This window comes from Polynucleobacter sp. 71A-WALBACH (assembly GCF_018882365.1).
Lineage (GTDB): Bacteria > Pseudomonadota > Gammaproteobacteria > Burkholderiales > Burkholderiaceae > Polynucleobacter.
Map to the genome: position 1 here is coordinate 1,013,672 of NZ_JACVOP010000001.1, position 23,284 is coordinate 1,036,955.

The 23,284-nt window shown below is 46.7% G+C and carries 23 protein-coding genes, 1 tRNA gene, 1 other RNA gene and 1 pseudogene; 9 read left to right on the forward strand and 17 right to left on the reverse strand.

The features are described 5' to 3' along the window. Positions 1–6 precede the first annotated feature (6 nt). Together ICN42_RS05280 and ICN42_RS05285 are read right to left on the reverse strand one after the other, a co-directional pair. Positions 7–786 carry a glycosyltransferase family 2 protein gene (locus tag ICN42_RS05280; protein WP_216251924.1) on the reverse strand — a complete coding sequence of 260 codons (780 nt, stop codon included), beginning with the start codon at positions 784–786 and terminating at the stop codon, positions 7–9. Further along, the gene (locus ICN42_RS05285; RefSeq protein WP_216251928.1) at positions 783–1,562 is read right to left on the reverse strand and encodes a glycosyltransferase family 2 protein; all 780 of its coding nucleotides are present in this window, start codon (positions 1,560–1,562) and stop codon (positions 783–785) included. The genes ICN42_RS05280 and ICN42_RS05285 overlap by 4 nt, the downstream gene beginning before the upstream one ends. Positions 1,563–1,572: 10 nt before the next feature. On the opposite strand from ICN42_RS05285, the gene msbA reads away from it, so the two are divergent. Beyond that, a complete protein-coding gene (gene msbA / locus ICN42_RS05290; protein WP_216251930.1) occupies positions 1,573–3,336 on the forward strand; it encodes a lipid A export permease/ATP-binding protein MsbA in 1,764 nt (587 codons plus the stop codon). Here msbA and rng read toward each other — a convergent pair. From rng to ICN42_RS05330, 8 genes are read right to left on the reverse strand one after another with little or no spacing between them, the layout of a single operon-like run. Further along, positions 3,333–4,796 (reverse strand): ribonuclease G, encoded by a 1,464-nt coding sequence (rng, locus tag ICN42_RS05295; RefSeq protein ID WP_216251933.1) that lies wholly within the window; start codon positions 4,794–4,796, stop codon positions 3,333–3,335. The genes msbA and rng overlap by 4 nt on opposite strands. Continuing rightward, on the reverse strand, positions 4,793–5,416 hold the full coding sequence (locus tag ICN42_RS05300; RefSeq protein ID WP_216862432.1) for a nucleoside triphosphate pyrophosphatase: 624 nt from the start codon (positions 5,414–5,416) through the stop codon (positions 4,793–4,795). The genes rng and ICN42_RS05300 overlap by 4 nt, the downstream gene beginning before the upstream one ends. Before the next feature lie 7 nt (positions 5,417–5,423). Continuing rightward, positions 5,424–5,867 (reverse strand): 23S rRNA (pseudouridine(1915)-N(3))-methyltransferase RlmH, encoded by a 444-nt coding sequence (gene rlmH, locus ICN42_RS05305; RefSeq protein WP_216251936.1) that lies wholly within the window; start codon positions 5,865–5,867, stop codon positions 5,424–5,426. A 10-nt stretch (positions 5,868–5,877) separates the two neighbouring features. Then, a complete protein-coding gene (gene rsfS, locus ICN42_RS05310) occupies positions 5,878–6,267 on the reverse strand; it encodes a ribosome silencing factor (protein WP_215329439.1) in 390 nt (129 codons plus the stop codon). A gap of 55 nt (positions 6,268–6,322) precedes the next feature. After that, positions 6,323–7,012, reverse strand: coding sequence for an adenylyltransferase/cytidyltransferase family protein (locus ICN42_RS05315; RefSeq protein ID WP_255539247.1), 690 nt, complete (start codon positions 7,010–7,012; stop codon positions 6,323–6,325). Between the two features lie 16 nt (positions 7,013–7,028). After that, positions 7,029–7,940: an oxygen-dependent coproporphyrinogen oxidase gene (hemF, locus tag ICN42_RS05320; protein WP_216252935.1), complete on the reverse strand. Its 912-nt coding sequence runs from the start codon at positions 7,938–7,940 to the stop codon at positions 7,029–7,031. 49 nt (positions 7,941–7,989) lie between these two features. Next, positions 7,990–9,267, reverse strand: coding sequence for a phosphoribosylamine--glycine ligase (purD, locus tag ICN42_RS05325; protein WP_216251943.1), 1,278 nt, complete (start codon positions 9,265–9,267; stop codon positions 7,990–7,992). A gap of 48 nt (positions 9,268–9,315) precedes the next feature. After that, the gene (locus ICN42_RS05330) at positions 9,316–10,035 is read right to left on the reverse strand and encodes a YebC/PmpR family DNA-binding transcriptional regulator (RefSeq protein WP_216251946.1); all 720 of its coding nucleotides are present in this window, start codon (positions 10,033–10,035) and stop codon (positions 9,316–9,318) included. A 141-nt stretch (positions 10,036–10,176) separates the two neighbouring features. On the opposite strand from ICN42_RS05330, the gene ICN42_RS05335 reads away from it, so the two are divergent. Next, positions 10,177–10,261, forward strand: a tRNA-Leu gene (locus ICN42_RS05335). 41 nt (positions 10,262–10,302) lie between these two features. Here the strand turns inward: ICN42_RS05335 and ICN42_RS05340 are convergent. From ICN42_RS05340 to lptF, 3 genes are all read right to left on the reverse strand, one after another. Next, the gene (locus tag ICN42_RS05340; protein WP_216251950.1) at positions 10,303–11,244 is read right to left on the reverse strand and encodes a CysB family HTH-type transcriptional regulator; all 942 of its coding nucleotides are present in this window, start codon (positions 11,242–11,244) and stop codon (positions 10,303–10,305) included. A 62-nt stretch (positions 11,245–11,306) separates the two neighbouring features. Next, positions 11,307–12,461 carry an LPS export ABC transporter permease LptG gene (gene lptG / locus ICN42_RS05345; RefSeq protein ID WP_216251953.1) on the reverse strand — a complete coding sequence of 385 codons (1,155 nt, stop codon included), beginning with the start codon at positions 12,459–12,461 and terminating at the stop codon, positions 11,307–11,309. After that, positions 12,458–13,573: an LPS export ABC transporter permease LptF gene (lptF, locus tag ICN42_RS05350; RefSeq protein WP_216251958.1), complete on the reverse strand. Its 1,116-nt coding sequence runs from the start codon at positions 13,571–13,573 to the stop codon at positions 12,458–12,460. Before lptF ends, lptG begins: the two co-directional genes overlap by 4 nt. 124 nt (positions 13,574–13,697) lie before the next feature. On the opposite strand from lptF, the gene ICN42_RS05355 reads away from it, so the two are divergent. The 7 genes from ICN42_RS05355 to ICN42_RS05385 all read left to right on the forward strand — a co-directional run bounded on the left by ICN42_RS05355 (position 13,698) and on the right by ICN42_RS05385 (position 21,635). Continuing rightward, a complete protein-coding gene (locus ICN42_RS05355) occupies positions 13,698–15,293 on the forward strand; it encodes a leucyl aminopeptidase (protein ID WP_370626016.1) in 1,596 nt (531 codons plus the stop codon). Between the two features lie 18 nt (positions 15,294–15,311). Next, positions 15,312–15,776 (forward strand): DNA polymerase III subunit chi, encoded by a 465-nt coding sequence (locus ICN42_RS05360; RefSeq protein ID WP_216251966.1) that lies wholly within the window; start codon positions 15,312–15,314, stop codon positions 15,774–15,776. A 19-nt stretch (positions 15,777–15,795) separates the two neighbouring features. Continuing rightward, positions 15,796–16,584 carry a prolipoprotein diacylglyceryl transferase gene (gene lgt, locus ICN42_RS05365; protein WP_216251969.1) on the forward strand — a complete coding sequence of 263 codons (789 nt, stop codon included), beginning with the start codon at positions 15,796–15,798 and terminating at the stop codon, positions 16,582–16,584. Positions 16,585–16,609: 25 nt separating this feature from the next. After that, positions 16,610–17,527 (forward strand): LysR family transcriptional regulator, encoded by a 918-nt coding sequence (locus tag ICN42_RS05370; RefSeq protein ID WP_216251973.1) that lies wholly within the window; start codon positions 16,610–16,612, stop codon positions 17,525–17,527. A gap of 128 nt (positions 17,528–17,655) precedes the next feature. Further along, positions 17,656–18,960, forward strand: a complete 1,305-nt coding sequence (locus ICN42_RS05375) for a malonyl-CoA decarboxylase (RefSeq protein ID WP_216251975.1) — start codon at positions 17,656–17,658, stop codon at positions 18,958–18,960. Between the two features lie 116 nt (positions 18,961–19,076). Next, complete coding sequence (locus ICN42_RS05380) at positions 19,077–20,072, forward strand: tripartite tricarboxylate transporter substrate binding protein (protein ID WP_216251978.1); 996 nt, start codon at positions 19,077–19,079, stop codon at positions 20,070–20,072. Positions 20,073–20,111: 39 nt separating this feature from the next. Next, complete coding sequence (locus tag ICN42_RS05385; protein WP_216251981.1) at positions 20,112–21,635, forward strand: malonyl-CoA synthase; 1,524 nt, start codon at positions 20,112–20,114, stop codon at positions 21,633–21,635. 19 nt (positions 21,636–21,654) lie between these two features. On the opposite strand, the gene ICN42_RS05390 is transcribed toward ICN42_RS05385, so the two are convergent. From ICN42_RS05390 to ICN42_RS05405, 4 genes and pseudogenes are all read right to left on the reverse strand, one after another. After that, a complete protein-coding gene (locus tag ICN42_RS05390; protein WP_216251984.1) occupies positions 21,655–22,473 on the reverse strand; it encodes a sulfite exporter TauE/SafE family protein in 819 nt (272 codons plus the stop codon). Continuing rightward, positions 22,474–22,692: non-coding RNA, 6S RNA (gene ssrS, locus ICN42_RS05395), on the reverse strand. It lies immediately after the preceding gene. Positions 22,693–22,791: 99 nt separating this feature from the next. Then, positions 22,792–23,022 (reverse strand): annotated as a pseudogene (locus ICN42_RS12015) (cell division protein ZapA); the annotation flags it as partial. Then, on the reverse strand, positions 22,997–23,281 hold the full coding sequence (locus tag ICN42_RS05405; RefSeq protein ID WP_216251987.1) for a hypothetical protein: 285 nt from the start codon (positions 23,279–23,281) through the stop codon (positions 22,997–22,999). The pseudogene ICN42_RS12015 and the gene ICN42_RS05405, both read right to left, overlap by 26 nt. Positions 23,282–23,284 lie beyond the last annotated feature (3 nt).

Below are 23,284 nucleotides of genomic sequence, written 5' to 3' on the forward strand. Positions count from 1 at the left end.
ATCCTCTTATTTAGCTTTGGCCAGAATTTTTTCACGCACGCGACGCGCATTTTCAGCTGCATTGGATTGATCATTAATGCGGTGATGGAGATGAAGTACTTCGGTTGCCCATGAACCAGATTTACGAATCAAGCCTCTGTTTTGCAGTCTGAAAACAAAGTCCGCATCTTCATGTCCCCAGCCGGTCATAGTCTCATCAAAGCCACCAATCGCCAGGGCGTCGGCTTTCCAACAGGCCATATTGCACCCCTTAATGCGGCGCCATACAAATTTCTTGTAATCGCGCCAAGCGCCATTGCCTAGCTTTATTTTGAGAGGCCAGTATTTATTGATGCCTCCAGATAGGCGATAGCTGAATAAGTCGTTGATAAATTTCTTGAAATCCCAGTGTGGCCATGAAAGTAATTCTTTACTGAGTTCGTCATTCAGCAAGACGCGGCTTCCCGTTACCAGATGGTTCGCTTGGGACAAGGTTCGATGTTGGGCGATAAAGTCTGGCTGAACAATGCAATCACCATCTAGAAATATCAAGTAATCGCCGGCTGATGCTTTGATGGCTTGATTGAGGATGCGAGTTTTGCGAAAGCCTTCATCCTCTTGCCAAAGATGTGTCATTTTTACAGGAAAATGCATCTGAGTCGTTGCGATAAGTGCTTTGGTATCTGCGGTAGAGCCATCATCAGCAATAATGATTTCAAAATCTAAGTCTGTTTGAGTGCCGAGTGACTCAAGACATAATTTGAGGGCTTGCGGCCAGTTATAGGTTGCTAAAAGTACTGAGATCATTTGCCGTGATGTTGATGATTTGCGGCTTCTTGATGTAATTGCCATAACTTCATATAGCGATAATAGGTTCCTTGACCATTAGAGATTGCTAAAGCAAAACCTTGGGGGCCATCCAAGAAACCGAGGCGTATAAAGTAGGTGCGTATAAAAGCCCATACACCATGAAGCACCGCCTTGAGTGGACTACTCATTTTGCCTTTGGCAAAAGCTTGCTCTGCCGAAGCAGTTGAATATCGATCTAACTTCTGTAGGACTTGTGAGTAGTTCATGAAGCTGAAGTGCAGCAGGGGATTTTCCAGTTTTGCTACCTGCCCATTTGGGATTAGTCGCTCGTGAACTAGATCATCGGAGAAGCGGGCAGTGCCCCGTTTGAATAATCGATCCACATAATCAGGGCTCCACCCAGAATGTCGAATAAAGCGCCCGCAATACCAAGATAAGCGTGGGATGGCAAAACAGTCGACGTGGGCTGAATGATGGATAGCTGTCAAAATTTCACTTCTGAGAGCGGGTGTAAGGCGCTCATCAGCGTCCAGGGAAAGGACCCACTCGCCAGTTGCTAAGTCTAGGGCGCGGTTCTTTTGGGGCCCAAAACCAGGCCAATCCGCTGGCTGGTTGATGATTGCCCCATGGTTTCTGGCAATTTCTAGGGTGCCATCATTGCTGTTGGTATCGACCACCACGATTTGCTGGGCAATTCCCTCCAGGGAGGCCAAACAATCGGCCAAATTGGCCTCTTCATTGCGAGTGATGAGTATGACGGATAAGGTGGGCATAATTCATTATATGAATGCTCAAGACCGTACCGCCCTAAATCGATTAATTCAGTACCTGAAGCCCCATATCTGGATGATTGTTGGGTCTTTATTGGCCATGGCCTTAGTCGCTGGTGCTGAAACCTCTATTCCAGCCCTAATGAAGCCGTTATTAGACCGTGGCTTTACTGGGCAAATGAATAGCAAGCTCTGGCAGGTACCAGTTTTCTTGGTCGGCCTGGCTCTTGTTCGCAGTTTGGCTCAATTCCTCTCAAATTATTTGCTCACCCGAGTTATTAATTCAGTATTGCTTAAATTGCGTGAGCAGATGTTTCAGACGCTACTTAATGCTTCAACTACTTTTTTCCAAAAGAACTCCGCATCCAATTTAATTAACGCTGTGGTTTTTGAGGTGAATAACGTTCTCTCCATCATGGGGGGTATGTTGATCAGTTTGGTGCGGGATTCGCTCACTGTGGTCGGCTTAATTGGCTACCTCATTTATTTGAATTGGCAACTTACTTTGGTGGTCTTGGTGATCTTCCCCGTTATTGCCTTCATCATGAGCAAAATTAATAAGCGCCTGCGATCTTTAAATCGCGAGCAGCAGACATTGACTAGCGAGTTAGCTTATATCGTTGAGGAATCTGCGGCAGGATATAAGATCGTTAAGGTACATGGTGCTGAAGAGTATGAGATGCGCCGATTTATGGATAAGGCTGAGCGTTTGCGTCAGTTTGCCTTGAAGTCAGCGGTAGCTGGTGGCTTGAATCAACCGATCACTCAACTCATCGCCTCTATGGCGCTGTCGGTCGTACTAGTGATTGCGTTGATGCAGTCAGCCTCCGAAGGAACTACAGTGGGAGGCTTTGCCTCTTTTATTACCGCCATGATGTTGGTGATTTCGCCGATTAAACACCTGGCTGACATTAACCAGCCTCTACAGCGTGGCTTAACTGCTGCGGAAATGATCTTCTCTCTGATGGATCAGCCTTTTGAAGAGGACGAGTCCCGCAAAGAGAATATGAAATCCTTGCTGAAGGCTAAGGGTGGAATCCGATTTGAGGATGTGAGTTTCTCTTACCAGCAAGAGGCTGGGCGTAAAGACGCACTCACTGGTGTGAATTTGAATATTAAGCCTGGTGAAGTGGTAGCTTTTGTTGGACCCTCTGGCGGTGGCAAATCCACTCTAGTAAATTTACTCCCTCGTTTCTTTAAGCCTACAAGCGGACAAATTTTCTTGGACGATATTCCGCTTGAGGACATTGTTCTTGCGGATGTACGAAAACAAATTGCCTTTGTAAGTCAGGATGTTATTTTATTTAATGACAGTATTGCCGCCAACGTAGCTTACGGTGCTGTAGGTCCAGAAGGCGTTGATCGTGGGCGCGTCATGGAAGCGCTTGAGGCGGCCAACCTATCCGCACTCATGAAAGAAATGCCCGAAGGTATTGATACGCAAATTGGTGATAACGGCAATCGCTTATCTGGTGGTCAGCGCCAGCGTTTAGCAATCGCGCGAGCGATTTATAAAGACGCGCCTATCCTGATTTTGGATGAGGCAACTTCAGCACTAGATTCTGAATCAGAGCGTCAAGTGCAAGACGCTCTCGAGCGCTTGATGGCTGGTAGAACTACTTTGGTTATTGCGCACCGCTTATCAACTATTGAGCATGCGGATCGGATTGTAGTGCTGGAGCATGGACATGTGATTGAGAATGGCTCACATGAAGAGTTGATCGCTAAAGATGGCTTATATGCCAACCTGCATCGCATCCAGTTTTCGAATGCCTAACTGAGGACGATATCGTACTGCTCTTGGCGGAAGCTACCTTCCGCTTGTAGTTTGATGGGCTTGCTGATGAAGTCGCCTAACTGGGCTAAGAATTGATTCTCTTCTTCCAGAAAGAGGTCAATGACATCGGGTGCGGCAACGATCCTAAATTCACGGGGATTAAATTGGCGATGTTCGCGCACAATCTCTCGCAAAATCTCATAACAAATAGTTTGCGCTGTTTTAACTTCACCCTTGCCTTGGCAAGTAGCGCAAGGCTCGCAAGTAATATGGGCCAGAGATTCTCGAGTACGTTTGCGCGTCATCTCTACCAAGCCTAGTGAGGAAAAGTCACTCACAGAGGTGCGGGCATGATCACGCTCTAAATTGCGATTGAGTTCGTGTAAAACCGATGCTTGATGATCCTTACTCAACATATCAATAAAGTCAATGATGATGATGCCGCCTAGATTTCTTAAGCGCAGTTGACGGGCAATAGCCTGAGCAGCCTCAAGATTCGTTTTAAATACAGTGTCATCCAAATTACGCGCGCCCACATAACTTCCAGTGTTGACATCAATCGTAGTCATCGACTCTGTTTGGTCGATCATCAGGTAGCCACCCGATTTGAGATCAACTCTTCTGCCGAGTGCTTTATTAATCTCAGCATCCACATCAAATAAATCAAATAGGGCGCGCTCGCCGCGATGCAGAGTGAGTTTATCTAGAAGATTAGGCATATACAGCATCGCAAATCCTTTGAGTTTTTCAAAGTTCTCCGCAGAATCCACCCGAATTTGTGTCGTTTCTTCACCAGCAACGTCGCGTAGCACTCGCTCGGCTAAGCTGAGATCCTGATAGAGCAAGCTAGGGGCAGCCTTATAGTTCACAGCCTCTCGAATCTTCTCCCAAGTCGTGCGCAGGTAATGCATATCGTGCTCGAGCTCAGTATCACTGGCATCTTGAGCGCTGGTACGCACAATGATTCCGCCTTTTTCATCGGCAGGCATAAGTCCTGCAAGGCGCGCCTTGATTGCTTCACGCTCTTCAGGTTGATCAATTCTTTGAGATACGCCAATATATTTTTCGGTGGCTGCATCTGTGCCCGCTGGCGGGAGGTATACCAAGTTACGTCCAGCAATACTCAACTGTGTCGTGAGGCGTGCGCCTTTGGTACCCAAAGGATCTTTGAGGACTTGCACTAAAACATTTTGCCCCTCAAAGAGTAATTTTTCGATTTGTGCTTGAGGATTGTTTTGGGTGATATCGGCGACGTGCATAAAGGCAGTGCGCTCCAGGCCGATCTCAATAAAGGCGGATTGCATGCCGGGAAGAACACGTACTACTTTTGCTAAATAGATATTGCCGACGATGCCACGTTGGCGCGTGCGCTCAATCTGCAGTTCTTGAACAGCGCCTTGCTGAATTAATGCCACCCGCGTTTCCTGGGGGGTGATGTTGATCAGAATTTCTTCATTCATATGCGGGCAACTTTAGCGAAATCCAAGAGTTGGTTAACTTCAAAAACAGGTAGCCCCATGATACCGCTATAGCTGCCTTTAATTGAGGGAATAAAAGCCCCTCCAAGCCCCTGAATACCATAGGCGCCAGCCTTGCCAAAGGGCTCACCACTTTGGATGTAGCGGGTAATTTGCGCCTCAGTTAAGTGGGTAAATTCGACCTCGGAAACTTGTACCAAACAAAGGGGGTTCGTACTCGGGTCAATTGTGAGGACGACCGCAGTTAATACTTCATGTACTTTTCCGCTCAGCATTTCTAGAATGCGTGCAGCATCGGCGTCATTACTAGGTTTTCCAAGGATTTCACCGGCTGGGTTGCCCGGCAAGCTGACGGTGGTATCTGCGCACAAAATAGGTGCCCAAGGTTTACCGGTGTTTTGCCACCTTGCTAATGCTAAGGCGCTTTTGGCAAATGTGACTCGCTCAACATAAGCACGCGCTTTTTCATTGGGTAGAGGTGTTTCAATGGTTTCGGTATCTTCGCCTGGAGCTGCAATCAACATCTCAAACTGGACGCCAATTTGCTTGAGTAGTTCTTGGCGACGGGGGCTTTGAGATGCAAGGTAAATATAAGAAAACATGAATGGCTTACTCGCGATGATAGGGATGGCCTTGCAAAATTGTCCATGCTCGATAGAGTTGTTCTACCAGCATGACTCTTGCCATAGCATGGGGTAGCGTCAGACTCGAGAGGCGCCACATGGCTTGAGCATTTTCCTTGAGGCTGGAGTCAAGCCCGTCGGCGCCACCAATTAAGAAGGTGATATCAAAACCTTCTTGGCGCCAGTTGGCTAGCTGAGTAGCTAGATTTTGGGTAGTTTGATCTTTTCCGCGCTCATCAAGCGCAATGACACGAGACCCTTTGGGAATAGCCGCTGCAATTTTTACAGCTTCTTTAGCCGGCGTGAGATCGGGTTTGATCTCCTTAATTTCAATACTGCAATCTGCTGGCATGCGCTTAATGTAATCATGGGTTGCAGTTGCAACCCATTCTGGCATTTTGTGGCCAACCGAAACAATCGTTAAGCGCATTGCTACAGAATTACTCTTCGTCGTCGGGCTCGCTCGCCTTCACAAGCCCCTTGTCGGCGGCTAATTTGACGCGCACTGGCTTAGCACCCCACATTCCTTCCAGCTGGTAGTAGGCACGCAGTGCAGGTTGCAAGATATGAACAACGATATCGCCGCAATCGACGAGCACCCATTCACCAGTCTCTAAACCTTCGACGGAGATGACTTCACCGCCTTTGGCGTTGACGGCTTCTTTAACGGACATAGCTAAAGATCTAGTCTGGCGATTAGAGGTGCCGGTAGCGATGATGACGCGATCAAATAGTTCGCTGAGTTTAGTAGTGTCGTAAACGCGAATATCCTGCGCTTTAACGTCTTCGAGAGCATCAATCACGACGCGTTGTAATTTTGTTAAGTCCATAGTTTCTTTAATATTTTTTCTGAGATTTTTGTATATAGGGGTGATCTTAGCCTGATTATTTATACAGACCCAGATTTGTGATGATTTCTAAAGCGTGAGACGGAATGTGCTCGGAAGCAATGGCGCCACGAGAGGCGTTTTTAAGCTGATTTCGAAGCTCTGTTGATGAAAGGTCCACTGCAAGACTGTTATCTAGGTAGATGCGGCCAAATGGGCTTTTTTCAAGGGTATCAGTATCAATACATTGATGCTTTTTGAGTAAAGCCTCAATTTCAGGAGTCATTTCTACAGAAAGTGCATGGTGAGGTCTGCTAGCTACTGCGAAATTCACAAAACTAAGCAATTGATCCCAGGAGTTCCAGGAAGGTAGATTTAGGAGGGAGTCCGCTCCCATTAACCAAGTCAAGCTGACATTGGGTCCAAAACGCTCTCTCAAGGCTTTAGCTGTATCGATGGCATAGCTGGGGCCTGCCCGATCCAGTTCGATACGATCAATCCCAATTTCAGTAGGTATTTTTAAATACAGAAATGCTCTGGCGAGATCAATGCCAGCCGCTTCAGTAAGTTGAAAGCGAATTTCTGCGGGGCTAATGCCAGCACCCTTTTGCCAAGGCTCCCCGCTGGGGATGAGCAACAAGGCATCGAGATGCAAGGCTTTTGCAAAATGGGTAGCAAGTTTGAGGTGGCCAAGGTGCGGCGGGTCAAACGTGCCACCGAGAATGCCAATTTTTTTTGGAGTGTCCAAATGCGCCGAGATCAAGTTAGGCTAGCCAGTCGCGCGGCTTAAGGTAGTAATCGTAAAGCTTAGCTTCAGGCGTTCCTGGCTTTGGTTGCCAGTTGTACCACCACTGTACTACTGGCGGCATGGACATCAGAATAGATTCTGTACGCCCGCCAGAGTGCAGGCCAAAAATGGTGCCACGATCAAATATCAAGTTGTACTCTACATAACGACCACGACGGTATTCTTGAAATGCTTTCTCTTCTGGAGTGAAGCTATCTTGATAGCGTCGCTCCACAATTGGCAGGTAGGCATCAATAAACGCATCACCTACAGCACGTGTCATCGCAAAGCTTTGCTCAAAACCAAGACCATTAAAGTCATCAAAAAAGACGCCCCCAATGCCACGAGGTTCTTCACGGTGCTTAAGATAGAAATACTCATCGCACCATTTTTTGAAGCGCGGATATAACTCTTCACCAAACGGATCCAAAGCATCCTTAGCCGTTTGATGAAAGTGTTTGCAATCCTCATCAGCGCCGTAATAAGGCGTGAGATCAAAGCCACCACCAAACCACCAAACCGGTTCTTTATCTGGAGCTTGTGCAATAAAGCAACGCACATTCATATGGGTCGTTGGCACCTTGGGATTGTTTGGGTGAAATACCAAAGAAACCCCCATGGCTTCAAAGCTACGACCTGCTACTTCTGGGCGGTGGTGTGAAGCGGAAGGAGGCATTTGATCGCCACGGACGTGTGAGAAACCCACGCCACCTTTTTCTAAAATATTGCCACCATCCAATATGCAGGTGCGCCCATAACCCTTTAACTTACTATCTTCCGGCTTTTCCCAAGCGTCCACCGCAAAGGCTTTGCCATCGAGCGCACTCATTGCTGTAGTAATGCGCTCTTGCAGACCTAAAAAATAATCTTTTAGGTCTGCAATATTAATTTGCGTATGTTCAGTTGATGACAAGGATGAAATTTCTTCGTAGTTGGGATTATTTCACTGCGCGATAGCCAATATCTTTGCGATATTGCATGCCATCAAACTGGATTTTGGAAATAGCTTCATATGCTTTTTGTTGTGCGCCGCGAACTGTATCTGATAGACCTACAACGCACATGACTCGACCACCTGAGGTGAGTAACTTACCATCTTGCAGTTTGGTGCCAGCATGAAAGGTCATTTGATCTTCAGTATCGGCTGGAATGCCAGTAATGACATCGCCATTACGAGGAGTGTCGGGATAGTTATGTGCCGCGAGCACTACACCCAATGCAGTGCGACGATCCCAGTCTAAGTCCACTTCGTTCAGCGTGCCGTCAACTGCATGATCTAAGGCATCGACTAAATCACTGCGCAGACGCGCCATGATGGGTTGTGTTTCTGGGTCGCCCATACGGCAGTTAAATTCCAAGGTCTTAATCTTGCCATCTGGAGAAATCATGAGGCCCGCATAGAGGAAGCCAGTGTAAGGAATGCCGTCTGCCTCCATGCCCTTCACGGTAGGCATGATGACTTCACGTAAAGCGCGCGCATGAATTTCTGGAGTAACCACTGGGGCGGGGGAGTAAGCGCCCATGCCGCCTGTATTGGGGCCCTGATCGGCATCGAGTAAACGTTTGTGATCTTGACTAGTAGCTAGCGCCAAAACATGTTTGCCATCCACGAGCACGATGAAACTAGCTTCTTCGCCAGTCAGAAACTCTTCAATCACTACGCGGGCACCTGCGTTACCTAATTTATTGTCAGCGAGCATCATGTCGACAGCTGCATGGGCTTCTGCAAGATCCATTGCTACCACCACGCCTTTGCCAGCAGCCAGACCATCAGCCTTAATAACGATAGGTGCACCCTTAGCATCAATGTATGCATGTGCCTCTAAGGCATTTGAAAAAGTCTGATACTCCGCCGTTGGGATGCCGTGGCGTTTCATAAACGCTTTGGAAAAATCTTTAGAGGACTCGAGTTGAGCGGCTAATTGGGTTGGGCCGAAGATGCGCAAACCATGGTTGCGGAATACATCCACGATCCCCGCTGCCAAAGGAGCCTCAGGACCGACTACTGTGAGATGAATATTTTCTCGCTTGGCAAAGTCTGCAAGCTCTTGAAGATCTGAGATGGGGAGATTTTTAATGCCGGCTGTAGCTTGTTTAGCAGTGGCGGTACCGCCATTGCCAGGTGCTACATATACAGTTTGTACATGTGGGGATTGGGCTAGCTTCCATGCTAATGCATGTTCGCGGCCGCCAGATCCAACTAAAAGAATTTTCATAAGGAGCTAAGAAATAGGTTGATGAGTGGAATTTGTAAGGCTGGCTGATTACAAAGATGCATTGGTAAATACCTCTTGAACATCGTCAAGATTCTCGAGTGCATCTAACAGTTTTTGCATGCTTTCAGCTTGCTCGCCTTCGAGCTCAGTCTCAGTTTCTGGGCGCATTGTTACTGTAGCAAGCTCTGCTTTTAAACCTGCTTGAGAGAGGGCATCTTGCACTTTAGAAAAATCGGGCACTGGTGTAAGCACCTCGAATGATCCATCTTCATGGGCAATAACATCTTCTGCGCCTGCATCAAGTGCGATCTCCATGAGCTGATCTTCATTTGTGCCTGGTGCAAATAGCATTTGTCCGCAGTGTTTGAACATGAACGCAACGGAACCTTCGGCCCCCATATTCCCACCATTTTTTGCAAATGCATGGCGCACTTCAGCAACGGTACGGGTGCGGTTATCAGTTAAGCAATCGACGATGATGGCGGCTCCGTTGAAGCCGTAACCTTCATAACGAATTTCTTCGTAATTAACACCTTCTAGTGAGCCTGTGCCGCGCTGAATTGCCCGCTGAACGTTGTCATTAGGCATGTTGGCATCTTTAGCCTTATCAATTGCTAGGCGTAAACGTGGGTTTGTGGCGATATCGCCGCCGCCTAATTTGGCTGCAACCGTGATTTCTTTGATGAGTTTGGTCCAAATCTTGCCGCGCTTTTCGTCTTGACGTCCTTTGCGGTGCTGAATATTGGCCCATTTCGAATGGCCGGCCATACGGGTAAGTCCTTTTGATTAATGTGGCTTGAAGACCTCATTTTAAGGGCTTCTCAGACCAAGAATGGGGGTAGGGCAACTTTTTTGTTACACTCTCACCTCTTAGTTTGCTTCAATGCAGTTTTTCCACTGCAAACACCTGCCCCGGTGATGGAATTGGTAGACGTGCCGGACTCAAAATCCGGTGCCGCAAGGCGTGGCGGTTCAAGTCCGCCCCGGGGCACCATCTCTATTAGGCTGTTATCCACGCCCAGAGATGCTCTAAATCTAGATCTCGTAAGTTTCTGATTCGCTATTCATGGCTTGCTCAACAATTTTCTTGGTGAGCGTTGGTGAGAATAGTTCGATGAAGGTGTAGACAAAAGAGCGTAAGTAAGCGCCTTGCTTAACGCCCAAATGGGTCACGTTGTTGCCGAATAAGTGTCCCACCGGAATCACTCGAAGATTACGATCTCGATCTGCGTCATAGGCTAATCCAGCGACAATCCCTACGCCCATCCCCGTTTCTACGTATGTCTTAATCACGTCCGCATCAATCGCTTCCAAAATAATATCGGGGTTGAGATTACGTTGTGCAAAAGCGGCATCAATCTTGCTACGACCCGCAAACGCTTTGTCATAGGTGATGAGTGGGTACTTCGCAATTTCTTCTAAGGTAACTGTTGATTGGTTCAGAAGTGGGTGGCTTAAGGGCACCATGATGACGTGATGCCATTGGTAGCCTGGAAGTGCCAGTACACCAGGGGTATTGGCAATTCCTTCAGTTGCAATGGCGATATCAGCACGATCATGAATTAGCAGTTCTGCAATTTGACCTGGACTTCCTTGCTGAATACTGACCCGAACCTTTGGAAAGCGCTTGGTAAACTCAGTCAGTACTTTAGGTAGGGCATAACGAGCCTGCGTATGGGTGGTAGCAATGACAAAGTTACCCTGATCTTGGCTAGCAAAGTCTTTGCCTACTCTTCTTAAAGTCTCTACTTCATCCAAAATGCGCTCAACTGAGGTGAGGATGCGTTTACCTGGCTCAGTAAGCGAGCGGATACGTTTGCCATGGCGTCGAAAAATTTCCACACCTAGCTCATCTTCAAGCTCAATAATGGCCTTGGAGACCCCCGGCTGGGAGGTAAAGAGCGCCTTAGCGGCTGAAGTCAGATTGAAGTTCTGTCTTACAGCTTCGCGTACAAAGCGAAATTGGTGCAGATTCATAGGGATCCCATTCTTTATATCAACTGCGATATAGGAATTAGATTCTATATGATTTTGAGGTATTAAGCTCTAGATACCCAGCGCAAACCCACAATTGCCAGAATGAAGTACAGCAATGGTGGAGTTAGAGCAGTAAGAAGTGCTGGCCAAGAGCCTAAAAGGCCAACATTTGAAAACAGGGAGTTAAATAGCTGAAAACTCATCCCCAGCATGATGCCGCCGAATACCTTGATACCGACACTACCAGCGCGTACCTTGAGATAGGCAAATGGCAGAGCTAAGGCCAGCATCACAAAGATCGTAAATGGATAGATTACTTTTTTCCAGAACGCAATGGAGTGACGCTGTGCATCTTGCTTGTTATCCCTTAAGTGAGAAATGAATCGACCTAAGCTAAAGATCGACATTTTTTCAGGACTAACTAAAAGCACACTCAAAATTTGAGGAGTGACTTCAGAGTTCAGGCTGACAATCGGATGCACAAAAGTCTGCGCTGAATAGACGGGATTTAGTGGATCAGACTGCTTGGTTTCTCTAAAGCGAGTTTCGGTGACGTCATCCAAAATCCAAGTTCCCGAATGATCAAAGCGTCCAGATGCCGCACTCCGAATGGAGAGCAAGCGATACGCATCATCAAATTCATACATGCGAATATTTTTAATTTCATTATCTTGTTCAATTTTGCCAACGTTGACATAGCGAACTCCTGGCCTGATTGGCCCGCTGCCATCCTCATCGCGCAAGCGATCTTTTACCCATACCCCAGTTTTAAATTGCGAGCTATAGGATGATCCTAGCGCCTTCATTCGAATTTGCTCTGACAAATTTTCGGTGTAAGGCCCAAGCCACTCACTCATGATGAGCGTCAACACAACTAGGGGTAATGAAATTTTGACCAATGTAGTTAGACCCCTGCGCATATCTAATCCAGCAATACGCAAGATAGTGAACTCTGACTGACTTGCCAACATTGCAAACACGTAAATACTTCCAATTAGGCCAGCAATTGGAATGATCTCGGATATACGACTTGGCGCTTTTAATAAAACATGCAGCAGCGCTAATGGCAAGGTGTATTGACCCTTAACCGAACCAAGCTCGCTCAAGATGTCAAAAAATAAAAACAGTGCCACTAAGGCAAATAGGATGAAGCCAAAGGCGGCATAAATTTGCCTAGCTAAATAGCGCTCAAAGATGTATGGAAATAGATATTTCATCTATTAGCCAGAAATGAGGGTAATTGGCGGCGCCACCATTTCAACGAGGGGTTGATACGATTGCGTATGAGTAAAAAAGCAATGCCGAAGGCAAGGGCATGTATAGGCCATGCAGCTGCAAATACATTTACCTTTCCTTGTGAAACAAAGTTCTGGGTAAGGTTTAATAAATTACTGTAGATGAGATATATCAGTACCGCATAGAACATGGCCGTATAGTTGCCGAGGCGTGGGTTTACATAAGCCAAGGGGATGGCAATCAAGACTAAGCCCAGTGCCATCAAAGGCAAGCCAATGCGCCAAAGCAGTTCTGCCCGATTAGCGTTGATGAGCCAAGGCTCGCTTGTATTCAGAAGCTCTGCCACTGTTTTTTCTCGATCACGCGGTGGTGGCTCCAGAACCTCTTTGCTATGGATATTAGTAAGATATTCAGTAAATTCTAGGATCCTAAAGTCAGGCTGAGTAGGCAAGCCCTCATACCGTCGACCATTATTTAAAACAATCGATTTTCCGCCACCCTCTGTATTTTCAATAAATCCAGTTGAGGCAACAGCAACGCTCAGTCGACCATTTTTAGTTTCAGCAGCAAAGATGTTTTTAACTTCACTTTTATCAACATCTAACTCTTCAATAAAAAATACACGCTCTGCTTTAGCTGACTCTCTAAATTGGCCTGCGGCAACCATAGAAACATCGCTACGCTGCTGAAATCTTTGGCTAATCAGGGTAGATTCGCGATTAGCCCAAGGCCAAACAAAAAGGGCTAGTAGGGCGATGATGATGATGAGGGGTGTCGCAAACCGCAGAATTGGTCGAATCAGGTTGGCAATACTAAGACCGCTTGCAAACCAAACAATCATTTCGGAATCTTTATACCAACGCACCAGCACAATTAAGACAGCCACAAATAGGGAAACAGTCAGCAGTACGGCCATATAGCCCAGAGTGGCTAGCGCTATGAGTACTAAGGCATCCTCTGGATTTACAGCGCCATTTGCCGCAAACCCCAGAATTCGGATGACTAGGGTGGTAATCATGATGGTGACCAAGACTAAAAAAACGCCACCAGTCGTAAAACTGAGTTCGCGGCGAAGGGCTTGGTGAAAAATCATGAATAGATAATGAATTGACTGTTATTGGCCCACTCAAGATGTGAACCTGCATCTCGGAGGATAATGGATAAACAGCTATTTTCCCCCTCAAATTGACTTAAAAATACCGTAAGACATTATGACTATTCAATTTAGTACCAAGATTTTCGCGCAAGCCGATCTGAATAACCCTAAGCAGCTTAAGGCAAGTCTGGCCATCCTATTGGCTCAGAGCTCTGATTGCCTAGTTTTAGCCTACTCAAAGGCAGATTTAGACGCTTTAGAGGCCAGCAAATCCAAGTCTGGACTTTTGGTTGAGTTGGATCGCTTGCTTGGCAGCTCGGTCACTCATGCAAATCTAGTAGGCGATCTCGATGCTCAGCCAGCTTCTACCTGCCTGATTCGTGCTGAAAAATTCTGGACTACAGCTGGTGTAAAGGTAAAACGGATTCTCTTGGTGTCTTTGGGTGATATCACCCCTGCTAGCGCACGTAGCCTTAATTCCTATTCCAAGATTGCTCGCGCTGCATTAAAGGAGTTAAGCGGTGGGTCCATCCAAAGCGCCTTGTGGTTCATTCCCAGTTTTGCTCTGGGGCATCGTGCTGACTTTATTGCTGAAGAGGTTCGTTTAACAATTCAGTATGCCGGTGATCAGGCGTATCGATTTGGCGTTCGTCAACCCACAATGAAATTCAAAGCTAAAGATAAAGCCGATACTTTTACTCGCCTGATCTTTGCAGGCAATGACGCTTGCGCTAAAGAATTAAAGGCCGCAGTACCAGAAGGCGCGGCAATGGTTGAGGGTATGAATTTAGCCAAAGACTTGGGTAATTTGCCTCCGAATATTTGTACTCCGACTTACTTGGGTAAGGCAGCTCAGGGCCTTAGTAAGAAGACGGGGCTAAAGGTCGAGGTTCTAGGTCGTAAGCAAATCGAAGCGTTAGGTATGGGTTCATTTTTATCTGTCGCTAAGGGCTCAGATACGCCACCACAATTTATTGTGATGCGTCACCAAGGTGGCAAAGCAGGTGAGGCTCCGATTGTGTTGGTGGGTAAAGGTATTACCTTTGATACCGGCGGTATTTCCTTGAAGCCTGGTGACGCCATGGATGAGATGAAGTACGACATGTGTGGCGCTGCATCTGTTATTGGCACGATGTATGCAACTGCCTTAATGAAATTGAAAAAGAATGTCATCGGCGTCATTCCTACTTGTGAAAATATGCCATCTGGTCAAGCTACTCGTCCTGGTGACATCGTGAAGAGTATGTCGGGACAAACTATCGAAATTCTGAATACAGATGCAGAGGGTCGTTTAATTTTATGTGATGCCTTAACTTACGTTGAGCGCTTCAAGCCTAAGGCTGTAATTGATGTTGCTACCTTGACTGGCGCTTGCATCATTGCATTGGGCCATGTGCATAGTGGCGTGTTCTCCGATGATGAGGGTTTAGTCAGCGCACTCACTAAGGCAGGCCATGCTTCTTTGGATACCGTATGGCGCTTGCCCTTAGATGCTGCTTATCATGAGCAACTCAAGTCCAACTTTGCTGATGTAGCTAATATTGGCGGTCGTCCAGCAGGAAGTGTTACCGCTGCCTGCTTCTTATCGCGCTTTACCGAAAAATATAAATGGGCTCACTTAGATATCGCAGGCACTGCTTGGAAGAGTGGAGCTGCTAAAGGTTCCACTGGACGCCCAGTCCCCTTACTCGTGAATTACTTGCTAGAGCAAAAGTAAAAGCGAAAGACGGTATTTATGGCTCGTATTGATTTTCATAGTAACGTTAACGACAAGCTGGAATACGCTTGTCGCTTAACGCGCAAGATCTGGAGTGCGACACCCGCTGGCGAGTCTGTACGTCATATCGTGATGGTCGGTGAGAAGGCGGATCTCAAAAAGTTGGATGAGATTTTATGGACATTTAGTGCTGTCGATTTCTTACCGCATTGCTTTATTGAGGATGAGGCTGCAATCGACACACCCATCTTGCTAACAGACAACTTCTTATCTCCCGCATTATCTGGACTCCCTCATGCGGATGTTCTGATTCACTTGGGAATGCGCATGCCATCAGATGTTCCAGGGTTGCTGGCGCGTTTCCCTCGCGTTGTTGAGGTCGTTACTATCAATGAGGCAGAGCGCCTTGCCGGTCGTGAGCGATATAAAGCCTATCGTGACTTAGGCCACGAGTTGCATAACTTCGATCAATCTAAACCATGACCATTACTCGTCTCCAAGCATGCTGATTCATCCAGAATTTGATCCTGCTGCAATTCGTATTGGCTCATTTGCCATTCATTGGTATGGCTTGATGTATCTCTTGGCCTTTGCCCAATTTTTGTTATTGGGCCGTCTGCGCATACGCACTGCCCGATACCAATCCTTGGGTTGGTCATACAAAGACCTCGAAGATCTTTTATTTGCCGGTGTTTTGGGTGTGGTGCTTGGTGGGCGTTTGGGCTACACCTTGTTCTATATGCCGGCTTACTATTTTTCTCACCCTTTGAGTATTTTTAAGATTTGGGAGGGCGGCATGTCTTTTCATGGCGGCCTTTTGGGAGTCTTGGCGGCATTGCTCTGGTTTGCTTATCGTCGCAAAGTATCTTTCTTTGTAGTCAGCGATTTAGTTGCGCCACTGGTTCCGTTTGGCCTAGCATTTGGCCGCTTGGGTAATTTCATTAATGGTGAGCTGTGGGGGAGGCCGACTGATTTACCTTGGGCTATGGTGTTCCCAATGGTTGACTCTATTCCCCGCCACCCTTCTCAGATCTACCAGCTCTTTGGTGAGGGTATTTGCCTGGGGATCATCCTTTGGATCTATTCCAGTAAACCCCGTAGGGTTGGACAAATTTCTGGCTTGTTTTTATTGGGCTACGGGCTTTGCCGTTTCTTGGCGGAATTTGCTCGCGAGCCTGATGCTTTCTTGGGCCTCTTGGGTCTTGGCCTGTCGATGGGGCAGTGGCTTTCTGTGCCCATGATCATTTTCGGTATTTATCTCCTCACTATTTTTAGATCTAAGTCGCCTTAAGTCGTGACTAAAAGGGTTGGGACGCATGTTAAATACTGATGTCACTCTTCGCAAGCTTGAAATTCTCTGCTCATTTGTTAGAACAGGAAGCCTCTCCAAAACCGGTGAGGAATTAGGTCTCAGTTCAGTAAGCATTCATAAGGCACTCCACTCACTAGAGGGTGGGGTTGGCTGCCCTTTATTTGTAAAAGAGGGGCGTCAATTAAAGTCGCTGCCAGCTGCAATTTATTTAGCGGAGATGGGTGTTGAATTGCTTGAGGATATGGAGCACATTCTTAAAAAAACAAGATCTAAAGCAGGGCTTGAGAGTGGACAAATACGCTTGGGCTCAATGTACTCGCTAACTGCAAACATTATCCCGCGGATAATTATGGGGACTAAAATTCGTAGACCGGATTTGGATATTGATTTGCATCTTGGTTCTAACGAAGAGTTGATGAAAAAATTATCTGAAGGTGCAATTGATGCGGTTGTAATCGCAACACCCTCAGGAAAATTGCCAGATGGCTTACAGGTAGTCCCTTTATTTGATGATCAGCTTTTCTTTGCCTCCTCGCAAAAAAATAAACCCAAAGACGCCAGTATTGATTTGTCCCTGTATCAGAGTGAAAAATTCATTACTCTTCAAGAGGGGTTTGCCACCACTTCTGGTTTTTATGATGCCTTCCAGTTAGCTGGAATTAAGCCAAATGTAGTGATGAAGGTGGGCGATATTTTTTCTCTCATGAACATGGTTTCTGGCGATCTTGGTAAAACACTTTTGCCGGGAAGGGTAAAAGCACTTATGGGTGATGCAATTGTCTTTACTCCTTTGCTGCCAAAATATACGGTCACCCAGCGTATCGCCTTGATATATCTTCAGGCTAACGAATTGAATTCAAATATTTTGGCTTTAGCGGCTGAAGCCCGTATGTTGCAGCGCAAAATGTTGGAGCTTAAGTAGTGTTCTTCAAAAATCATTAACCTAAAGTTAATGTTATTCTCATTTGATTAATTGATTGTGCATGTTTCAAGTATTAAATTGGTCTTACTACAACATTCTTAATTCTTAGTCTTTTCCGAGAGAAGCCCATGCTAGAGAAGTTAACCAAAGCTCGAAATTTGTCTAAGGCAAATAACGCTATTAAGCGTTTGATATCCGAGCGGGGTGAATCAAACGCACTCAGCATGGCCGATGATGTGGTCAACAACTATCGTAAATTAGCGAAAGATCAACACGTCTCATTTTTTAATCTTCTATTTGAGAAGCTCAATCCCCAAGCGGACTTAGTGCTCAAGGCGGCGCAAAATTTTGTAGCCGACTCCAGTGCGCGCAATTACATCCAGCTGCAAAAGGCTGCCGAGTCTCCTCGTCAAGAATTTTTTCGTCGCCTCAATCGCGCCAGTCAAGGTACTGCGGCGGTAGTGCAAATGCGCCGTGACTTATTGCAGCTCCTAGATAAAAAACCAGAATTGGCTGCTGTGGATTTCGACATGCGCCACCTGCTGTCTTCTTGGTTTAATCCGGGCTTCCTCAAGATGCATAGAGTCGATTGGAAGTCACCAGCAGAGGTGCTTGAGAAGCTCATTCAGCATGAAGCGGTTCACGCCATTGATGGATGGGATGACTTGCGTCGTCGCCTCCAGCCTGATCGTCGTTGTTTTGCATTCTTTCATCCGCAGCTTCCTAGTGAGCCACTGATCTTTGTGGAGGTTGCGCTCTTACCCGAGATCCCAACGGTGATAACACCATTGGTTGATAAAAAAGCTGAGACAGTAGATCAGCCATCTCAATATAAGGTTGCCGTTTTTTACTCTATTAGCAATTGTGAACCCGGCCTTCGTGGCGTATCCATGGGTAACTTTTTAATTAAACGGGTAGCGGAACAATTACATGCTGAATTCCCAGGAATAAAAACGTTTGTGACTTTGTCACCAATTCCAGGGTTGATGGATTGGGTTGCCGCAGGCGCGAATTTGGGTGAGGGTGTCCCCGCAGAAAGATTGAAGCCGAACCTCAAGGTGGCAAGAGATGCTGCTTTGGCGGCATTAAAACTGGAGAGTCAATCTTGGAGCGAGCGATTAGCGGGTGGGTGGCATCCAGATTTAGCCTCTGAAAAAGAAAAAGCAGCTTTATTGAGTTTGGCGAGTATGTATTTGGGTTTGGCCTCAACTGGGCGCGATGGCAATCCAGTAGCGAAGTTTCATTTAGGTAATGGTGCCAAGTTACATCTAGTTAATTGGGCGGGTGATTTATCGCGTAAGGGATTACGCCAGTCTGCCGGCCTTATGGTGAATTACCTGTATGACCTGGGAAGCGTGGAGGACAACCATGAGCGCTTTGCAAATGGAGAGATTGTGTATTCCAGGGCTGTGGGTCGCCTAATGGCGCCCTAGGATTAATGCTGAGGCCAACTTCCGCTTAAAAGTGTAAGTCCCCTTAGAATGAGGGGTTGAAAATTAGTTGCAAAAATAAACCAACGCAATAGTTGGTAAAAATACAGGAGACAACAATGTTTAATCAAACTAGAATTTCCGCATTCTCATTAGGCGCTTTGAAAAAAGCACTATTTCTCATTTGCGCTGCTCCGCTTGTCGTAATGGCTCAAGAGTGGCCAAATAAGCCTATTACCTTTGTTGTGCCTTTTCCTGCCGGCGGTGGCACTGATGCGTTCGCCCGACCATTAGCTGCGCAACTGACAAAGCAGTTAGGTAAGCAAATCATCATCGATAACCGCGGTGGGGCAGGCGGTACCTTAGGTGCATCTCTTGCTGCAAAAGCAGCTCCGGATGGTTATAGCTTTTTTGTTGGCGCCGCCCATCATGCGATCGCCCCCTCTATGTACCCCAACTTGGATTACGACATTGAGAAAAGTTTTGTTCCTGTAGCGATGATTGCTAACCCACCCCAAGTGATTGTGGTGAACCCTAAGAATGTTCAAGTTAAGAATTTAAAAGAATTTATTGAGCTCTTGAAAAAGAACCCAGGTAAGTTCAACTACGCCAGTGCTGGTAATGGCTCTTCGCATCACTTAGCTGGCGAGCAATTTAAGATGCTTTCCAAGACTTTCATTACTCATATTCCTTATCGCGGTGCTGGCCCAGCCATGCAAGATTTGATCGCTGGACAGGTGGATGTGGAGTTTGACGGCCTAGGCTCATCAGCTGCGCAGATCAAAAATGGATCCATCGTGGCGTTGGCAGTGGCATCACAAAAACGTGCACCAGGGTTCCCAAATGTTCCCACCGCTGCTGAGGCTGGTTTAGTGGGATATGAAGTGTCTACTTGGTATGGCCTATTTGCGCCAAAAGGAACGCCACAGCCTATCGTTGATAGGATGATTGTCGAGGTACAAAAGGCAATCAATACTCCTGAACTCAAAACTATCTGGACTAACAATGGTTCAGATACCCCTAATCTTACCGGGGATGCCTTTGGCAAATTTGTATCCGCAGATATCAAGCGTTGGGCTGCAGTGGCTAAAGCCTCTGGCGCAAAGCTTGATTAACAATTTGATTTAATTTACTGGTTTTGATTTGAGGCTCGAATGAATTTATATTCCTTATTGGAAAAAGGTTTTCCAAAAGATAAGCAAGCATGTGCATTGGAAACTCACGATGGACTTTATTATTCCTGGAGTGATCTAGAGCGCGCTACTGCCAAGATGGCCAACCTGCTGAAGAGTCTCAAGTTACCAGCGGGATCTCGTATTGCGGCGCAGGTTGAGAAATCGCCAGAAGCACTTTTTTTGTATCTGGCCACCATCAAAGCGGGCTATGTTTATTTGCCTCTAAACACTGCCTATCAAGCGGCAGAAATTCAATACTTCTTAGAGAATGCAGAGCCCGCAGTCGTGGTTTGCAGTAGCAAGAATTTCTCTTGGGTATCTAAAGTTGCTTTTAAAGCGGGCACTAAACATGTCTTCACTTTGGATGAGGATCGTAAGGGCACTTTATTAGAGCGTGCCGCTGGTCAAAGCGATAAGTTCAAAACCGTTGCTGTTAAAGATGATGATTTGGCAGCTATTTTGTATACCTCTGGAACTACTGGTCGTAGTAAAGGTGCAATGCTGACCCATAAGAACTTGGGAAGTAATGCACAAGTACTGCAGAAGTTTTGGGGGTGGAAAAAAGGCGACGTCTTATTGCACGCACTTCCAATCTTCCACGTTCATGGATTATTTGTGGCTGCACATGGCGCCTTAATTAATGGTAGCAAAATGATTTGGTTGCCACGCTTAGATACCGCGCAATTAATTCATCACATGCCGAATTCCACTGTGATGATGGGTGTACCAACATTCTATGTGCGCCTCCTTGCAGACAAAAACTTTAATAAGCATGTCACGCGCAATATGCGGCTATTTGTTTCTGGATCGGCTCCATTGCTTACTGAAACATTTAATACGTTTAAAGAAGTGATTGGTCAGCCAATCCTTGAGCGTTACGGCATGAGTGAGACCGTGATGTTAGTTTCCAATCCGTACAAAGGTAGTCGTGTAGGTGGATCGGTTGGCTTGCCTTTACCAGGCGTCAAGGTTCGCGTTGTCAATGAAAATAACAAGCCTTGTGGCGTTAATGAAATCGGCAGCATCCAAGTTAAGGGTCCAAATATCTTCAAGGGCTACTGGCGCATGCCTGAAAAAACCGCAGAAGAATTTACTAAAGACGGTTGGTTTAAAACCGGTGACGTTGGTCGTTGGGGTGGGGATGCTAATGGCGGTAAAGCGCCTAAGGATTACCTCTGTATTGTTGGCCGTAGCAAGGATCTGATTATTTCTGGTGGGTATAACGTCTATCCAAAAGAAATTGAGAGTTTTATTGATGACATGGATGGCGTAGACGAAAGTGCTGTGATTGGTATTCCGCATCCAGATTTTGGTGAAGCGGTAATGGCGGTAGTCGTGCCAAAAGCGGGTGCTAAATTAGATGCGCAAGCAATGATCGCCACACTCAAAACGCAAATTGCGAATTTCAAGATTCCAAAGCGTTTGGAGATTGTTGCTGACTTACCTCGCAATGCAATGGGCAAGGTTCAAAAGAATATTCTGCGTCAGCAATACACCAGCTAATGGCAGTAAAGAAGTCGCCTTAGAAGCCGAATGCCTTGCGGCTTTCATTAAACATGAAGGCCGCAAGCATAAATAGCATCACACCAAAGATGCGCTTTAGCTGAGCTACATTGAGTTTCCTGGCCATTTTTGCGCCCAGTGGGGCGGTGAATATGCTCACTGCAACAATGCAGAGCACCGCTGGAACATACACAAATCCAAGTGATCCTTCAGGTAGATTGGGATTGCCCCAACTTCCATACATGTAGCCGATCGTCGCTGCAGCTGCAATCGGAAATCCTAGTCCTGAAGAGCTGGCCATTGCCGTATGCGGTTTTACGTTGCACCAAAGCATAAAGGGCACAGTAATAAATGCTCCGCCTGCACCTACCAAGCTGGCAATCACGCCTGTCAATGCTCCGAATGAGAAAAGACCAACAGTGCCGGGTAACTCCCGGCCAGCTGCAGGTTTTTTATTGATGATCATTTGGATCGAGGTGTAGACAATAAAAAGCGCAAAGAATAAAGACAGCCAAGAAGTATTGATAGCTTCGAAAATCTCACTGCCGCCAACGAGGCTACCAATCACTAGGCCGGGGCTAAGTGCCGCCACCAGCTTCCAGTCGATGGAGTTGTGTTTGTGGTGTGCCCAGATGGCTGAGGTGGTGGTAAAGAGGATGGTTGCCATGCCTGTAGCAATGGCCATATGCACGATGACATCTTGACTAAATCCCAAATGATTGAAAACCACAATCATGAAGGGCACCAGAATCATTCCGCCACCAATCCCGAGAAGTCCCGCTAGGAAACCCGATATGCTTCCGCATAACATCAGCATGGCGATATCAGCTATTGACATGAATTCCCCGCCTTGGCCGCTAGGCCGTCATCCTGAACCCTAGGGTTCAAGTTGGAACGGCTACTCTGTTTCGGGTGCATTAAGAATTTCAGGGAGTGAACAGCGCTAAGCTGCCACTGTGAAGATTCGAAACGCTCACGCCCACAGTGTAAAGATCGTTCCTGATGCTTGCGCATCGGTTCAAGGAACTATTGGCCTTGGCGAACCAGGCAGGGAAAGGGTTTGCATTAGAGCATCTACTTGGTCTTCCAGGGTATGAATCTCGCTCTGGAGTCGAGCAATCTCTTCTGGATTGGAGTTGGGTGACATGCTCTGCGCAGGAATTTGTTGTGAAGTAGTTTGCAATTTAATGAGATCACCCGCAATCTTCAGTGCGGCCATCATGCTGGCACGTTCAATGCTACGGTTACCACCATTGATTGCCAATTGAATTTGCTCATCCACTAATGTGCACGCTGCACGAAGTAGGGGCTCATGTTCAGTGCTGGTTGCTAAAGTAATTTTTTGACCGGCGAGGGTTACTTCAATGCGTTGTTGGCTCATTGTCATCCTCTGGATTGGTTGGTGTCACGGGTTCACCGAGCAAGTTCAATTGACGTCCATCACTTTGTTCTGGCAGACGACTCAAGATATGCTGAATCCGTTTTTGTGCATCCTCAATTTTGGTCTCAAGTTGACTTCGATCTTGATGTAGTGCCTTGACGGCATCAGAGATCAGCTGAATTTTTCTAGATAGCCTCAGGAGTGATGCGGCTATCAGATCGGATTCAGTGGAGTCGCTTGGGACGTGAGGGTTGTACTCGGTCATATA

What these genes read in the sequence shown, in the direction of transcription:
- ICN42_RS05280 (WP_216251924.1), bottom strand. Translation starts at nt 786, where the DNA reads ATGATCTCAGTACTTTTAGCAACCTATAACTGGCCGCAAGCCCTCAAA.
- ICN42_RS05285 (WP_216251928.1), bottom strand. Translation starts at nt 1,562, where the DNA reads ATGCCCACCTTATCCGTCATACTCATCACTCGCAATGAAGAGGCCAAT.
- msbA (WP_216251930.1), top strand. Translation starts at nt 1,573, where the DNA reads ATGAATGCTCAAGACCGTACCGCCCTAAATCGATTAATTCAGTACCTG.
- rng (WP_216251933.1), bottom strand. Translation starts at nt 4,796, where the DNA reads ATGAATGAAGAAATTCTGATCAACATCACCCCCCAGGAAACGCGGGTG.
- ICN42_RS05300 (WP_216862432.1), bottom strand. Translation starts at nt 5,416, where the DNA reads ATGTTTTCTTATATTTACCTTGCATCTCAAAGCCCCCGTCGCCAAGAA.
- rlmH (WP_216251936.1), bottom strand. Translation starts at nt 5,867, where the DNA reads ATGCGCTTAACGATTGTTTCGGTTGGCCACAAAATGCCAGAATGGGTT.
- rsfS (WP_215329439.1), bottom strand. Translation starts at nt 6,267, where the DNA reads ATGGACTTAACAAAATTACAACGCGTCGTGATTGATGCTCTCGAAGAC.
- purD (WP_216251943.1), bottom strand. Translation starts at nt 9,267, where the DNA reads ATGAAAATTCTTTTAGTTGGATCTGGCGGCCGCGAACATGCATTAGCA.
- ICN42_RS05330 (WP_216251946.1), bottom strand. Translation starts at nt 10,035, where the DNA reads ATGGCCGGCCATTCGAAATGGGCCAATATTCAGCACCGCAAAGGACGT.
- ICN42_RS05340 (WP_216251950.1), bottom strand. Translation starts at nt 11,244, where the DNA reads ATGAATCTGCACCAATTTCGCTTTGTACGCGAAGCTGTAAGACAGAAC.
- lptG (WP_216251953.1), bottom strand. Translation starts at nt 12,461, where the DNA reads ATGAAATATCTATTTCCATACATCTTTGAGCGCTATTTAGCTAGGCAA.
- lptF (WP_216251958.1), bottom strand. Translation starts at nt 13,573, where the DNA reads ATGATTTTTCACCAAGCCCTTCGCCGCGAACTCAGTTTTACGACTGGT.
- ICN42_RS05360 (WP_216251966.1), top strand. Translation starts at nt 15,312, where the DNA reads ATGGCTCGTATTGATTTTCATAGTAACGTTAACGACAAGCTGGAATAC.
- lgt (WP_216251969.1), top strand. Translation starts at nt 15,796, where the DNA reads ATGCTGATTCATCCAGAATTTGATCCTGCTGCAATTCGTATTGGCTCA.
- ICN42_RS05370 (WP_216251973.1), top strand. Translation starts at nt 16,610, where the DNA reads ATGTTAAATACTGATGTCACTCTTCGCAAGCTTGAAATTCTCTGCTCA.
- ICN42_RS05375 (WP_216251975.1), top strand. Translation starts at nt 17,656, where the DNA reads ATGCTAGAGAAGTTAACCAAAGCTCGAAATTTGTCTAAGGCAAATAAC.
- ICN42_RS05380 (WP_216251978.1), top strand. Translation starts at nt 19,077, where the DNA reads ATGTTTAATCAAACTAGAATTTCCGCATTCTCATTAGGCGCTTTGAAA.
- ICN42_RS05385 (WP_216251981.1), top strand. Translation starts at nt 20,112, where the DNA reads ATGAATTTATATTCCTTATTGGAAAAAGGTTTTCCAAAAGATAAGCAA.
- ICN42_RS05390 (WP_216251984.1), bottom strand. Translation starts at nt 22,473, where the DNA reads ATGTCAATAGCTGATATCGCCATGCTGATGTTATGCGGAAGCATATCG.
- ICN42_RS05405 (WP_216251987.1), bottom strand. Translation starts at nt 23,281, where the DNA reads ATGACCGAGTACAACCCTCACGTCCCAAGCGACTCCACTGAATCCGAT.